Genomic DNA, 13,819 nt, shown 5'->3' with positions numbered 1-13,819 from the left:
AGCGGGCGGCATTATACATAGGTAGCTGGCAATCTGCCGATGGTTCATATGCAACGATTGTCGTCCATTGGTCTAAAGGTCGCAGGGGCGAGTGGGGCGTAGAGTCTTGCACCGTGCTTGAGTTTGGCGCTTTTCCCTTTGCTTTCAGGCTTGTACGCCGCGAACTGTGCAGCTTTGCGGCAGATGGTTGGAACATAGGGTTTGCGTGCCGATTTAACTGGGGTACGCTCGAACGAAGCCAGATGTTCAATCCAAACAATGGAGTTCAGCATGGGATACAAGAAGATTCAGGTTCCAGCAGTCGGCGACAAAATCACCGTCAACGCGGACCATTCTCTCAATGTTCCTAACAACCCGATCATCCCCTTCATCGAAGGTGATGGTATTGGCGTTGATATCAGCCCGGTCATGATCAAGGTTGTCGATGCTGCTGTTAAGAAGGCTTACGGCGGCGAGCGCAAAATTTCCTGGATGGAAGTCTACGCCGGGGAGAAAGCGACTCAGGTTTACGATCAGGACACCTGGCTACCCCAGGAAACCCTGGACGCAGTTAAAGATTACGTGGTTTCCATCAAGGGCCCTCTGACCACCCCGGTCGGTGGCGGCATCCGTTCCCTGAACGTGGCCCTGCGTCAGCAACTCGACCTTTATGTCTGCCTGCGCCCTGTGCGCTGGTTCGAAGGCGTGCCTAGCCCGGTCAAGAAGCCAGGCGACGTCGACATGACGATCTTCCGTGAGAACTCGGAAGACATCTACGCCGGTATCGAGTGGAAAGCCGGTTCGCCGGAAGCGACCAAAGTCATCAAGTTCCTTAAAGATGAAATGGGCGTCACCAAGATCCGTTTCGACGAAAACTGCGGTATCGGCATCAAGCCGGTTTCGCTGCAAGGCACCAAGCGTCTGGCGCGAAAAGCTCTGCAGTATGTGGTCGACAATGACCGCGACTCGCTGACCATCGTGCACAAAGGCAACATCATGAAGTTCACCGAAGGTGCCTTCAAGGAATGGGCCTACGAAGTGGCGGCTGAAGAGTTCGGCGCGACCCTGCTCGATGGCGGTCCGTGGATGCAGTTCAAAAACCCGAAAACCGGCAAGAACGTTATCGTCAAAGACGCCATCGCCGACGCCATGCTCCAGCAGATCCTGCTGCGCCCGGCCGAATACGATGTGATCGCGACCCTGAACCTGAACGGCGACTACCTCTCCGACGCCCTGGCGGCGGAAGTGGGCGGTATCGGTATCGCACCGGGTGCCAACCTGTCTGACACCATTGCGATGTTCGAAGCGACCCACGGTACTGCGCCGAAGTACGCTGGCAAGGACCAGGTCAACCCGGGTTCGCTGATCCTGTCCGCAGAGATGATGCTGCGTCACATGGGCTGGACTGAAGCGGCTGATCTGATCATCAAGGGCACCAATGGCGCGATTTCGGCCAGGACAGTGACCTATGACTTCCACCGTCTGATGGAAGGCGCGAAGCTGCTGTCTTCTTCGGCGTTCGGTGATGCGCTGATTTCGCATATGTAAGCGAGTTGGCATTAAAAAAACCGCCTTCGGGCGGTTTTTTTATGACTGGATGACGGGTTGCGTCAGTTCGACACTGTTTCCTGTTGGGTGGCAGCGGCCTGTTCGTTCTCGGTCGTGGCAGCCCCAATCTTGACTGCGTGCAGCCCTTTGGGTCCCTGGACGATCTCGAAGCTTACGAGTTGCCCGGCCTTGAGAGTCTTGTATCCGACCATTTCAATGGCCGAATAGTGTGCAAAGAAATCAATAAGATGACCGTCTTCGTCACGGCCTTCTCTGGTGTCGGTGTTAATGAAACCGAATCCCTTGGCATTGTTGAACCATTTCACCTTACCGACTGACATACCCATATCCCTCTGCAACAGACTCCATCACTGGAGTATCATCCAGTTCATCCGCAGTCATTTCCTGGAAATAAGATTGACTCCGCGGACCTTTTTTACCCACTGTGGGCTCTATTGGTTGTAACACCGTTTTCCCGATAGTCAAGCTGACCGGGCAGTCGGAGTTGAAATCGTCCATAGCCGCCCCCACCACTGTATTCGCACAACTGACGAACCTTTCTTTCCATGCATGCAATCAGCCAGATTCGACTAACATTCAATCAGGATCGCCCTGATTCACACGACGACGATTCCGCAGGCATTGCTGTTCAGGAGGCAAAGCCTGCTTTACAGGCGCCGCCGATGTACAAGGTGGTTTTGTTCAATGATGACTACACACCGATGGATTTCGTCGTCGAAGTGCTCGAGGTGTTTTTTAACCTGAATCGCGAGCTGGCGACCAAGGTCATGCTGGCCGTCCACACAGAAGGACGGGCAGTATGTGGAGTGTTTACCCGCGACATCGCCGAGACTAAGGCCATGCAGGTCAACCAGTACGCCAGGGAAAGCCAGCATCCGCTACTCTGTGAAATCGAGAAGGACGGTTAATCGCCGACCACTTGGGTATGAGGTGAAGCTATGTTAAACCGCGAGCTCGAAGTCACCCTCAATCTTGCCTTCAAGGAGGCCCGATCGAAGCGTCATGAATTCATGACCGTCGAACACCTCCTGCTGGCCCTATTGGACAATGAGGCTGCCGCCACCGTTTTGCGTGCCTGCGGCGCAAACCTCGACAAACTCAAGCACGATCTGCAGGAGTTCATCGACTCCACCACGCCATTGATCCCCGTTCATGACGAGGATCGTGAGACCCAGCCAACCCTGGGCTTCCAGCGTGTTCTGCAGCGTGCTGTCTTTCACGTACAGAGCTCGGGCAAACGCGAAGTGACTGGCGCCAACGTACTGGTCGCGATCTTCAGTGAGCAAGAGAGTCAGGCCGTGTTCCTGCTGAAACAGCAGAGCGTTGCGCGCATCGATGTCGTCAACTACATCGCACACGGCATTTCCAAAGTGCCGGGGCATGGCGATCACTCTGAAGGTGAACAAGATATGCAGGACGACGAGGGCGGTGAGTCTTCTTCTTCAGGCAATCCTCTGGATGCTTATGCCAGCAACCTCAACGAACTCGCGCGCCAGGGTCGTATCGATCCATTGGTAGGCCGTGAGCTGGAAGTCGAGCGCGTTGCGCAGATCCTGGCGCGTCGTCGCAAAAACAATCCGTTGCTGGTGGGCGAGGCAGGCGTGGGTAAAACCGCGATTGCCGAAGGACTGGCCAAACGCATTGTCGACAACCAGGTGCCGGACTTGCTGGCCAACAGCGTGGTGTATTCCCTCGATCTGGGGGCCTTGCTGGCCGGGACCAAATACCGCGGCGATTTCGAGAAGCGCTTCAAGGCGTTGCTCAATGAGCTGAAAAAACGTCCGCAGGCGATCCTGTTCATCGACGAAATCCACACCATCATTGGTGCGGGTGCTGCGTCCGGTGGGGTCATGGATGCCTCGAATCTGCTCAAGCCGCTGCTGTCGTCGGGTGATATCCGTTGCATCGGTTCGACCACGTTCCAGGAATTCCGCGGGATCTTCGAGAAGGACCGTGCATTGGCCCGGCGCTTCCAGAAGGTCGATGTGTCGGAGCCTTCGGTGGAAGACACCATTGGCATTCTGCGCGGCCTGAAAGGTCGTTTCGAAGCGCATCACAACATCGAATACAGCGATGAAGCGTTGCGTGCGGCGGCCGAACTGGCCTCGCGCTACATCAATGACCGGCACATGCCGGACAAAGCCATTGACGTCATCGACGAGGCAGGCGCCTACCAGCGTCTGCAGCCAATCGAGAAACGCGTGAAACGCATCGAAGTGCCTCAGGTCGAGGACATCGTCGCGAAAATCGCGCGAATTCCGCCTAAGCACGTCACCAGCTCCGACAAAGAGCTGCTGCGTAACCTTGAGCGTGACTTGAAGCTGACGGTATTTGGCCAGGATGCCGCAATCGACTCACTGTCGACCGCGATCAAACTGTCCCGTGCCGGCCTCAAGTCGCCTGACAAGCCAGTCGGTTCGTTCCTGTTCGCAGGGCCTACCGGTGTCGGTAAAACCGAAGCGGCGCGTCAGCTGGCCAAAGCGTTGGGTATCGAACTGGTTCGCTTCGACATGTCCGAGTACATGGAGCGCCACACCGTATCGCGTCTGATCGGTGCGCCTCCGGGCTATGTCGGGTTTGATCAGGGCGGTCTGTTGACCGAAGCCATCACCAAGCAACCTCACTGCGTGCTGTTGCTCGATGAAATCGAGAAGGCACATCCGGAAGTCTTTAACCTGCTGCTGCAGGTCATGGACCACGGTACGCTCACCGATAACAACGGGCGCAAAGCGGATTTCCGAAACGTGATCGTCATCATGACGACCAACGCCGGTGCCGAAACCGCAGCGCGCGCTTCGATCGGTTTCACCCATCAGGACCACTCGTCCGATGCGATGGAAGTGATCAAGAAGAGCTTCACGCCAGAGTTCCGCAACCGTCTGGACACCATTATCCAGTTTGGTCGCCTCAGCCATGAGGTCATCAAAAGCGTGGTGGACAAGTTCCTTACCGAGCTTCAGGCGCAGCTGGAAGACAAGCGCGTGCAGCTGGAAGTGACGGACGCGGCGCGCAGCTGGCTTGCAGCGGGTGGCTACGACACGGCAATGGGCGCTCGACCAATGGCGCGTTTGATTCAGGACAAGATCAAGCGTCCGCTGGCGGAAGAGATACTCTTTGGCGAACTGGCCGACCATGGCGGTGTGGTTCACATCGATCTCAAGGACGGCGAGCTGACCTTCGACTTCGAGACCACAGCTGAAATGGCCTGACGGCTGTAAAGCGAAAAGGCGCCTTCGGGCGCCTTTTTTATGCTTGAGATTTAGGTGTATATCCGTTGCTGCGGTAACGGCTACTTAGGGTTTCGCCCTGGGGGCATCGCCTCCGGTTGGCTTCGCTTCAACCTCCTCTCGATGTGTTCGACTGCGTCGAACGGCGCTGCGCGCCTGCCCCCCAGATGAATACCTCCACTCAGCCTCCCGATATAGGGCGGGCAAAGCAAGATCAAGAGCTGCAGGCGAGCTAACGCTCGGCGTGTTGAGTGGTGGAGGGTGGGTGTACACCCATCCCCTGTAGGAGCTGTCGAGTGAAACGAGGCTGCGATCTTTTGATCTTGCTGTGGCTTTAGATCTTGATTCTGCTTTTGATCTCTCGCCCCTTCGGCAGGCCGAGCGTAGGTGTTCATCAGGGGATTAGGCGCTTAGCGCCGTTCGGCGAAGCCGAACACATCGAGAGGAGGTCGTCGCGAAGCAGACCGGAGGCGATGCCCCCTGATGGATACCGTAGCGAGGGAACGCGGAGCTTTAGCGAGGCGCCGTACGCCGGGGCGAAGCCTTTTGCTTACTTTTCGCTGGGCCGGCACTCCGGCGTCTGGAAAAGTGAGTCGCTGTAAGAGCGAAACCGCCAGAAGCCCTAACCGCAGCAACGGATATACACCATAAACTAAAGAGCCCCACCAAATCGCAGACAAACAAAAACGCCCGGCATAAACCGGGCGTTTTGTATTGACTTGATTAGCGAGCGCGGTAAGTGATGCGCCCTTTGCTCAAGTCATAGGGCGTCAGCTCGACGCGCACTTTGTCACCGGTAAGAATACGGATGTAGTTCTTGCGCATCTTGCCGGAGATATGCGCGGTTACGACGTGCCCATTTTCCAACTCCACACGAAACATGGTGTTGGGCAGGGTGTCGACGACAGTGCCTTCCATTTCGAAGCTGTCTTCTTTCGACATGCAGTAAAGCCCTCGGTGTCCAATGAATGGCCCGGTGCAACTGCGCCAGGCAAAAGCGGCGTGCATTGTGCCCGAAAAATGGGGTTTAAGCCAAGGGGTTTACGGCTTGCTCTAGTTCAGGATGACCCAGCGCTGATTAATCAGCAGTTCGATAGGGCGATATTGAGTCTTGTAACTCATCTTTTTGCAGTTTTTGATCCAATAGCCCAGATAGACGGCTTCCAGCCCCAGACGCTGAGCCTCGGCGATTTGCCAGAGAATCGCATAACGCCCCAGGCTGCGGCGTTCTTCAGCGGGCTCGTAGAAGGTGTAGACCGCCGACAGACCGTTCGGCAGCAAGTCGGTGACGGCCACCGCCACCAGTCGTCCTTCGAGACGGAATTCGTAGAATCGGGAAAACGGCAGGTCACGTACCAGGAACGTCGCAAACTGATCGCGGCTCGGCGGGTACATATCGCCATCGGCGTGACGCTGTTCGATATACCGCTGATAAAGGTCGAAATACTCTTCGCTGAATTGCGGCCTGCCAGGCCGCACCTGCAGGTCGACGTTGCGTTTGAAGATGCGTTTCTGCTGGCGGTTGGGCGAAAATTGCGCCACAGGGATGCGCGCCGGTACGCACGCATTGCAATTCTGGCAATGAGGCCGGTAAAGATGATCGCCGCTACGACGGAAACCCATTTCAGACAGGTCTGCATAGACATGCACATCCATGGGCTGACTAGGGTCGAGGAACAAGGTCGTGGCCTGCTCCTCGGGCAGATAGCTGCAAGAGTGGGGCTGAGTGGCATAGAACTTCAAACGCGCCAACTCGGTCATGATCAACCCTCGGGAATAAGCTTTGATTTGGGGGCGTTCTCAATGAGTTTCACCGCCGCGTTGTCGCCTTAAAACGGGCCAGGCAAGGCGCAGGCCGCTGGGAATGGTGTTCCCTTTCCAGGGCCTGCAACGCAGCCTGGCCCGTTTTAAGGCACAACCCGAAGGGCCGGGCCTGCTGTTGCGCAGGGCTGCGTTGCTCGAAGCTTATTTGGAATGACCAAACTACGCTTCTCGCGTCTTGCCCTGCGCAACAGCAGACCCGGCGCGGCGGCGAAACTCATTGAGAACGCCCCCTAAGTGTAAGCCACACGGGCAAAAGTCGCTCAGCAAACCCAAGTTGCGCGGCTGGGCTGGTCCAGATGCTGCGCAAGGTAGTCGGCAAACTCGCTGCGAGGAATCGCTCGGGCGCCGAGGCTGTGCAGATGGTCGGTAGGCATCTGGCAGTCGATCAGCACGAAGCCTGAGTCTTTCAGATGTCGGACCAGTGTGGCAAAGCCATATTTCGAGGCGTTGTCAGCGCGGCTGAACATGGATTCGCCGAAAAACAGCTGACCCATCGCCAGGCCATAGAGCCCGCCGACCAGTTCGCCCTGGTCCCAGACTTCCACCGAATGGGCGTAGCCACGCCTGTGCAGCTCGAGGTAGGCGTTTTGCATGGCTTCTGTGATCCAGGTCCCGTCGGCGTAATCCCGTGGCGCAGCGCAGGCGCGGATGACCGCGGCAAAATCCTGATCAAAGGTCACTTGATAGCGTTGTTGGCGCAGCAGTTTGTTCAGACTGCGCGAGACATGCAGTTCGTCGGGAAACAGTACGGTGCGTGGATCCGGCGACCACCAGAGAATCGGCTGGCCTTCCGAGAACCACGGAAAACAGCCGTGGCGATAGGCCTGAATCAGACGATCGGCGGACAGATCCCCGCCCGCGGCCAACAGCCCGTTGGGATCGCGCATGGCTTTTTCCAAGGGCGGGAAGGTCAGGGTGTTGCGTTGTAACCAAGTCAGCATGGCATCCGGGCTTGCAGAAGGGGAGGGCAGTTGTGGGCGGGTGGGCCCACCGTGAAGTGTGCCGTCAAACGACTGGAATGTCGTCGAGATACTTCTCGGCGTCCAGCGCGGCCATGCAGCCGGCCCCGGCAGATGTGACGGCCTGGCGGTAAACGTGATCGGCCACGTCACCGGCGGCAAACACGCCCGGGATATCGGTGCTGGTAGCATCGCCTTCGCTGCCGCCCTTGACCAGCAGATAGCCGTCACGCATTTTCAGCTGGCCTTCGAACAGGTCGGTGTTGGGTTTATGGCCGATGGCGATAAACACACCGGCCAGCGGCAACTCTCTGGTTTCGCCGCTATGGCTGTCCCGCAGGCGGGCGCCGGTCACGCCGCTGGCATCACCCAGCACTTCATCCAGATTCTGGTTCCAGTGCAGGCGGATATTGCCGTTGGCGGCTTTTTCGAAGAGCTTGTCCTGAAGAATCTTCTCCGAGCGCAACTTGTCGCGCCGGTGAATCAGGTGAACTTCCTTGGCGATGTTCGACAGGTACAGCGCTTCTTCAACCGCCGTATTGCCGCCGCCCACGACCGCGACCACCTGATTGCGGTAGAAGAAACCGTCGCACGTCGCGCAAGCCGAAACCCCTCTGCCGGCAAATGTCTCTTCCGATGGCAGCCCCAGGTATTGCGCCGAGGCGCCGGTGGCGATAATCAGCGCGTCACAGGTGTAAGTGCCGCCGTCGCCGATAAGTTCGAACGGGCGCTGTTGCAACTTGGCGGTGTGGATGTGGTCGTAGACGATCTCTGTATGAAAGCGCTCGGCGTGTTTTTGCATGCGTTCCATCAGCACCGGTCCGGTGAGACCTTCGACATCACCGGGCCAGTTGTCGACTTCGACGGTGGTGGTGAGCTGGCCACCTGCCTGTATTCCGGTAATGACAACGGGTTTGAGGTTGGCGCGGGCGGCATAAACGGCAGCGCTGTAACCGGCGGGGCCGGAGCCCAGAATGATCAGGCGGGAATGCTTCGCTTCGCTCATAAAAACACCTCATAAGCCTTTGTCACAAAAGAGAATGCATGCTCAAATTGAACCGCGCGTAATGTGCTGTTGGCTATGCTACACCTTGGGTTTCAAGCATGGCATCGGACGAACAAACCCGTACAATGCCTACTTGTTACAGAATATTCGCGGCGCGCTGTGTTTATAAAAACCGGAGCGTAGTGTTAAAAGTAGTCCCAGTTACGCCTGTCAACTTTTTTACCTGCCTGGGTTGGGCAGTTTTTTATAGTCATTCAACAGATGGACGCGCCACAGGCGCAGGAAAAGAAGCGTTTTGAAGAAATCCACCGCAGCACCAAAAACAGTCGTTCCGCTCTGGCGCCAGCAATTGCACTACCGGCTCAAGGAAGGTGCATTGATCGCCATCGGCGGCTTGTGCCTGTTCCTGATGATGGCCTTGTTGACCTATGGCAAGGACGATCCGGGCTGGAGCCATAACAGCAAGATCGACGATGTTCAGAACTTCGGCGGACCGGTCGGCTCCTACAGCGCCGATATCCTGTTCATGGTGTTGGGTTACTTCGCCTACATCTTCCCGCTGTTGCTGGCGATCAAGGCATATCAAATCTTCCGTCAACGCCACGAGCAGTGGGAGTGGAGCGGCTGGCTGTTCTCCTGGCGCCTGATCGGCCTGGTATTTCTGGTGCTCTCGGGCGCGGCCCTGGCCCATATTCATTTCCACGCCGCGACCGGTCTGCCGGCCGGCGCTGGTGGCGCTTTGGGCGAAAGCCTCGGTGATCTGGCCCGGAACGCCCTGAATATCCAGGGCAGTACGCTGTTGTTCATCGCGTTGTTCCTGTTTGGCCTGACGGTGTTCACCGACCTGTCGTGGTTCAAGGTGATGGACCTCACCGGCAAAATCACCCTCGACTTGTTCGAACTGTTCCAAGGCGCGGCCAATCGCTGGTGGGCCGCCCGAGTCGAGCGCAAACAATTGGTTGCGCAGTTGCGTGAAGTCGATGATCGCGTGCATGACGTGGTCGCGCCGACCGTCACCGACAAGCGCGAGCAAGCCAAGGTCAAGGAGCGCCTGATCGAGCGTGAACAAGCCCTGAGCAAACACATGTCGGACCGCGAGAAGCAGGTGCCGCCGGTGATTGCCCCAGCGCCGCCCAAGCCAGCGGCGCCCAGCAAGCGCGTGGAAAAAGAGAAACAGGCGACGTTGTTCGTCGACAGTGCCGTCGAAGGCACCTTGCCGCCGATCTCGATTCTCGACCCGGCAGAAAAGAAACAACTCAATTATTCGCCTGAATCCCTGGCGGCGGTTGGCCACTTGCTGGAGATCAAGCTCAAGGAATTCGGCGTCGAAGTCTCGGTGGATTCGATTCACCCGGGCCCGGTGATTACCCGTTACGAAATCCAGCCGGCGGCCGGCGTCAAGGTCAGCCGCATCTCCAACCTGGCGAAAGACCTGGCACGTTCCCTGGCCGTGACCAGCGTGCGTGTGGTGGAAGTGATTCCGGGCAAGACCACCGTCGGTATCGAGATTCCTAACGAAGACCGCCAGATCGTGCGCTTCTCCGAAGTGCTGTCGACCCCCGAGTACGACAACTTCAAGTCGCCGGTTACATTGGCCCTGGGTCACGACATTGGTGGCAAGCCGGTCATCACCGACCTGGCGAAAATGCCTCACTTGCTGGTAGCCGGTACGACCGGTTCCGGTAAATCGGTGGGCGTGAACGCGATGATCCTGTCGATCCTGTTCAAGTCCGGCCCGGAAGACGCCAAGCTGATCATGATCGACCCGAAAATGCTTGAGCTGTCGATCTACGAAGGCATTCCGCACCTGTTGTGCCCGGTCGTGACCGACATGAAGGACGCCGCCAACGCCCTGCGCTGGAGCGTGGCGGAGATGGAGCGTCGCTACAAACTGATGGCGAAAATGGGCGTGCGTAACCTGTCGGGCTTCAATGCCAAGGTCAAGGAAGCCCAGGACGCCGGTACGCCGTTGACTGATCCGTTGTACAAGCGCGAAAGCATTCACGACGAAGCGCCGCTGCTGACCAAGCTGCCGACGATTGTCGTGGTGGTGGACGAATTCGCCGACATGATGATGATCGTCGGCAAGAAGGTTGAAGAACTGATCGCCCGTATCGCCCAGAAGGCGCGTGCTGCCGGTATCCACTTGATCCTCGCGACCCAGCGGCCGTCGGTTGATGTGATCACCGGTCTGATCAAGGCCAACATTCCGACGCGTATGGCGTTCCAGGTGTCGAGCAAGATCGACTCCCGGACCATCATCGATCAGGGCGGCGCCGAACAACTGCTGGGCCACGGTGACATGCTCTACATGCCGCCGGGCACCAGTCTGCCGATTCGCGTCCACGGCGCCTTTGTGTCCGATGATGAAGTTCACCGGGTGGTCGAAGCCTGGAAACTGCGCGGCGCGCCGGAATACAACGACGAGATTCTCGCCGGTGTCGAAGAGCCGGGTAGCGGTTTTGAAGGCGGCAGCGGTGGCGATGAAGACAGTGAATCCGATGCGCTCTACGACGAAGCGGTGCAGTTCGTACTGGAAAGTCGTCGTGCGTCCATCTCTGCGGTTCAGCGCAAGCTGAAAATCGGCTACAACCGCGCCGCACGCATGATCGAAGCCATGGAAATGGCCGGGGTCGTGACGTCCATGAATACCAACGGTTCGCGTGAGGTCCTGGCCCCGGGCCCGGTACGCGACTGAATTGATTGAAACGCGATGGCGCAATGACGCGCCATCGCACCCCCACGAATGTTATGAGGACTCCCATGCGTCTTATCCGCATGCTGTTGCTGCCGGTTTTGGCTTTGACCACGCTCTCGGCCCACGCCGATGACAAGGACGTGGCGCGTCTGACCCAATTGCTGGAAAAATCCCAGACCCTGTCCGCGCATTTCTCTCAGCTGACCCTCGACGGCAGCGGCACCCAGTTGCAGGAAACCGCGGGTGAAATGTCCTTGCAGCGTCCTGGCTTGTTTTACTGGCACACCAATGCGCCGGCTGAGCAAACCGTGGTCTCCGACGGCAAGGAGGTGACGTTGTGGGACCCGGACCTGGAACAGGCCACCATCAAGACGCTCGATCTGCGTCTGAGCCAGACTCCGGCATTGCTGCTGTCCGGTGACGTATCCAAGATCAGCCAGAGCTTCACCATCAGCGCCAAGGAAGCCGGTGGCGTGATCGACTTCACCTTGAAGCCGAAAACCAAGGACACCCTGTTCGACAGCCTGCGTCTGTCGTTTCGTAACGGTCTGGTCAATGACATGCAGATGATCGACAGCGTCGGTCAGCGCACCAACATCCTGTTCACCGGCGTGAAAGCCAACGAACCGATTCCGGCGTCCAAGTTCAAGTTCGACATCCCCAAGGGTGCCGATGTGATCCAGGAATAAAAGCAGACACAAAACCTGTGGGAGCGGGCTTGCTCGCGAAAGCGGAGTATCAGACAACAATGATGTCGACTGACACGGCCTCTTCGCGAGCAAGCCCGCTCCCACAGGGAATGTGGTGTTTAGTAATTTGAATGACCGGCATCAGGACCCAGTGAGGTTTCATAAGTAGTGATGGACCTGTTTCGCAGTGCCCCGATTGCTCAGCCCCTGGCCGCCCGTTTGCGTGCCGCCAATCTGGACGAGTACGTTGGTCAGGAACACGTGCTCGCTCGCGGCAAGCCTTTGCGCGAAGCCCTGGAGCAGGGTGCCCTGCACTCGATGATTTTCTGGGGCCCGCCGGGTGTTGGAAAAACCACCCTGGCGCGGCTGCTGGCGGAAGTCTCGGATGCGCACTTCGAAACGGTGTCGGCGGTACTGGCCGGCGTGAAGGAAATCCGTCAGGCGGTGGAAATCGCCAAGCAGCAGGCCGGTCAGTACGGCAAGCGGACCATCCTCTTCGTCGATGAAGTGCATCGCTTCAACAAGTCCCAGCAGGATGCGTTCCTGCCATACGTCGAAGACGGTACGCTGATTTTCATCGGTGCAACCACTGAAAACCCTTCGTTTGAACTCAACAACGCTTTGCTCTCCCGGGCCCGCGTCTACGTGCTCAAAAGCCTCGATGAAGCGGCCCTGCGCAAGTTGGTGCATCGCGCGCTGACCGAAGAGCGTGGCTTGGGCAAGCGGCAACTGAGCCTCAGTGATGAAGGTTTCCAGATGCTGCTGTCGGCCGCCGATGGCGATGGCCGGCGTCTGCTCAACCTGCTGGAAAACGCCTCGGACCTGGCTGAAGACAACAGCGAGATCGGCGTCGACCTGCTGCAAAGCCTGCTCGGTGACACCCGCCGGCGTTTCGACAAGGGCGGTGAAGCGTTTTACGACCAGATCTCTGCGCTGCATAAATCCGTGCGCGGCTCCAACCCCGATGGTGCGCTGTATTGGTTTGCGCGGATGATCGACGGCGGTTGCGATCCGCTGTTCCTGGCCCGGCGCGTGGTGCGCATGGCCAGCGAAGACATCGGCAACGCCGATCCCCGCGCTTTGAGCTTGTGCCTGGCGGCGTGGGAAGTGCAGGAGCGCCTCGGCAGCCCGGAAGGCGAATTGGCGGTGGCCCAGGCCATTACCTATCTGGCCTGCGCGCCGAAAAGCAACGCGGTGTACATGGGTTTCAAAGCCGCGATGCGCAGCGCCACCGAACACGGTTCGCTGGAAGTGCCGCTGCACCTGCGCAACGCGCCGACCAAATTGATGAAGCAACTGGGTTATGGCGACGAATACCGTTACGCCCACGATGAGCCGGACGCTTACGCCGCTGGCGAAGACTATTTTCCGGAGGAGCTCGAGCCACAACCGTTCTATCAGCCGGTGCCGCGTGGCCTGGAGCTGAAGATCGGCGAGAAGCTCAATCATCTCGCGCAACTTGACCGTCTCAGCCCTCGGCAGCGGAGAAAATAGTGATCCCTTTGATCGTTGCCGTTTCCGTGGGCGGTATCGCCGGAACGCTTTTACGCTTTGCCACGGGGAACTGGATCAACGCTAATTGGCCGCGGCACTTCTATACCGCGACGCTGGCCGTTAATATCGTCGGCTGTTTGCTGATCGGCGTTCTATACGGTCTGTTTTTAGTACGCCCGGAGGTGCCGATCGAGGTGCGCGCCGGGTTGATGGTCGGCTTCCTCGGGGGGCTGACGACTTTTTCATCTTTTTCACTGGATACGGTGCGTCTGCTGGAAACCGGGCAAATACCGCTGGCTTTTGTCTATGCTGCCATCAGCGTATTCGGCGGGCTGCTCGCTACCTGGGCTGGCCTGTCCTTGACCAAACTTTGA

General features: G+C 58.0%; 12 protein-coding genes. 7 read left to right on the top strand and 5 right to left on the bottom strand.

Annotation, left to right across the window (positions count from 1 at the left end; all coding sequences use genetic code 11):
* The first annotated feature begins 270 nt into the window (after nt 1-270).
* Nucleotides 271-1,527: an NADP-dependent isocitrate dehydrogenase gene (icd, locus tag E3W21_RS27085; protein ID WP_134422634.1), complete on the top strand. Its 1,257-nt coding sequence runs from the start codon at nt 271-273 to the stop codon at nt 1,525-1,527.
* A gap of 62 nt (nt 1,528-1,589) precedes the next feature.
* On the opposite strand, the gene E3W21_RS27080 is transcribed toward icd, so the two are convergent.
* On the bottom strand, nt 1,590-1,868 hold the full coding sequence (locus E3W21_RS27080) for a cold shock domain-containing protein (RefSeq protein ID WP_134422632.1): 279 nt from the start codon (nt 1,866-1,868) through the stop codon (nt 1,590-1,592).
* Nucleotides 1,869-2,093: 225 nt separating this feature from the next.
* Here E3W21_RS27080 and clpS point away from each other — a divergent pair, with 225 nt between their 5' ends.
* Both clpS and clpA read left to right on the top strand, forming a co-directional pair.
* Nucleotides 2,094-2,456 (top strand): ATP-dependent Clp protease adapter ClpS, encoded by a 363-nt coding sequence (gene clpS, locus E3W21_RS27075; protein ID WP_046032480.1) that lies wholly within the window; start codon nt 2,094-2,096, stop codon nt 2,454-2,456.
* A gap of 30 nt (nt 2,457-2,486) precedes the next feature.
* Nucleotides 2,487-4,757 carry an ATP-dependent Clp protease ATP-binding subunit ClpA gene (gene clpA / locus E3W21_RS27070; protein ID WP_095129000.1) on the top strand — a complete coding sequence of 757 codons (2,271 nt, stop codon included), beginning with the start codon at nt 2,487-2,489 and terminating at the stop codon, nt 4,755-4,757.
* Nucleotides 4,758-5,498: 741 nt separating this feature from the next.
* Here clpA and infA read toward each other — a convergent pair.
* The 4 genes from infA to trxB all read right to left on the bottom strand — a co-directional run bounded on the left by infA (nt 5,499) and on the right by trxB (nt 8,564).
* The gene (gene infA, locus E3W21_RS27065) at nt 5,499-5,717 is read right to left on the bottom strand and encodes a translation initiation factor IF-1 (RefSeq protein ID WP_002553999.1); all 219 of its coding nucleotides are present in this window, start codon (nt 5,715-5,717) and stop codon (nt 5,499-5,501) included.
* Nucleotides 5,718-5,828: 111 nt separating this feature from the next.
* A complete protein-coding gene (locus E3W21_RS27060; protein WP_129436902.1) occupies nt 5,829-6,536 on the bottom strand; it encodes an arginyltransferase in 708 nt (235 codons plus the stop codon).
* 323 nt (nt 6,537-6,859) lie between these two features.
* On the bottom strand, nt 6,860-7,540 hold the full coding sequence (aat, locus tag E3W21_RS27055) for a leucyl/phenylalanyl-tRNA--protein transferase (RefSeq protein ID WP_056743911.1): 681 nt from the start codon (nt 7,538-7,540) through the stop codon (nt 6,860-6,862).
* Nucleotides 7,541-7,604: 64 nt separating this feature from the next.
* Nucleotides 7,605-8,564, bottom strand: a complete 960-nt coding sequence (gene trxB, locus E3W21_RS27050) for a thioredoxin-disulfide reductase (RefSeq protein ID WP_129436900.1) — start codon at nt 8,562-8,564, stop codon at nt 7,605-7,607.
* A 295-nt stretch (nt 8,565-8,859) separates the two neighbouring features.
* Between trxB and E3W21_RS27045 the strand changes: the two genes are divergently transcribed.
* From E3W21_RS27045 to crcB, 4 genes are all read left to right on the top strand, one after another.
* The gene (locus tag E3W21_RS27045) at nt 8,860-11,262 is read left to right on the top strand and encodes a DNA translocase FtsK (RefSeq protein ID WP_134422630.1); all 2,403 of its coding nucleotides are present in this window, start codon (nt 8,860-8,862) and stop codon (nt 11,260-11,262) included.
* Nucleotides 11,263-11,327: 65 nt separating this feature from the next.
* On the top strand, nt 11,328-11,951 hold the full coding sequence (lolA, locus tag E3W21_RS27040; protein ID WP_134422628.1) for an outer membrane lipoprotein chaperone LolA: 624 nt from the start codon (nt 11,328-11,330) through the stop codon (nt 11,949-11,951).
* Between the two features lie 171 nt (nt 11,952-12,122).
* Nucleotides 12,123-13,445: a replication-associated recombination protein A gene (locus tag E3W21_RS27030; RefSeq protein WP_134422626.1), complete on the top strand. Its 1,323-nt coding sequence runs from the start codon at nt 12,123-12,125 to the stop codon at nt 13,443-13,445.
* Nucleotides 13,445-13,819: a fluoride efflux transporter CrcB gene (crcB, locus tag E3W21_RS27025; RefSeq protein WP_008154847.1), complete on the top strand. Its 375-nt coding sequence runs from the start codon at nt 13,445-13,447 to the stop codon at nt 13,817-13,819. The genes E3W21_RS27030 and crcB overlap by 1 nt, the downstream gene beginning before the upstream one ends.

The sequence above is a fragment of the Pseudomonas sp. F01002 genome, from assembly GCF_004402115.1.
Lineage (GTDB): Bacteria > Pseudomonadota > Gammaproteobacteria > Pseudomonadales > Pseudomonadaceae > Aquipseudomonas > Aquipseudomonas frigoris.
This window is presented reverse-complemented; position numbering and strand designations above follow the sequence as displayed.

What these genes read in the sequence shown, in the direction of transcription:
- icd (WP_134422634.1), top strand. Translation starts at nt 271, where the DNA reads ATGGGATACAAGAAGATTCAGGTTCCAGCAGTCGGCGACAAAATCACC.
- E3W21_RS27080 (WP_134422632.1), bottom strand. Translation starts at nt 1,868, where the DNA reads ATGTCAGTCGGTAAGGTGAAATGGTTCAACAATGCCAAGGGATTCGGT.
- clpS (WP_046032480.1), top strand. Translation starts at nt 2,094, where the DNA reads ATGCATGCAATCAGCCAGATTCGACTAACATTCAATCAGGATCGCCCT.
- clpA (WP_095129000.1), top strand. Translation starts at nt 2,487, where the DNA reads ATGTTAAACCGCGAGCTCGAAGTCACCCTCAATCTTGCCTTCAAGGAG.
- infA (WP_002553999.1), bottom strand. Translation starts at nt 5,717, where the DNA reads ATGTCGAAAGAAGACAGCTTCGAAATGGAAGGCACTGTCGTCGACACC.
- E3W21_RS27060 (WP_129436902.1), bottom strand. Translation starts at nt 6,536, where the DNA reads ATGACCGAGTTGGCGCGTTTGAAGTTCTATGCCACTCAGCCCCACTCT.
- aat (WP_056743911.1), bottom strand. Translation starts at nt 7,540, where the DNA reads ATGCTGACTTGGTTACAACGCAACACCCTGACCTTCCCGCCCTTGGAA.
- trxB (WP_129436900.1), bottom strand. Translation starts at nt 8,564, where the DNA reads ATGAGCGAAGCGAAGCATTCCCGCCTGATCATTCTGGGCTCCGGCCCC.
- lolA (WP_134422628.1), top strand. Translation starts at nt 11,328, where the DNA reads ATGCGTCTTATCCGCATGCTGTTGCTGCCGGTTTTGGCTTTGACCACG.
- E3W21_RS27030 (WP_134422626.1), top strand. Translation starts at nt 12,123, where the DNA reads ATGGACCTGTTTCGCAGTGCCCCGATTGCTCAGCCCCTGGCCGCCCGT.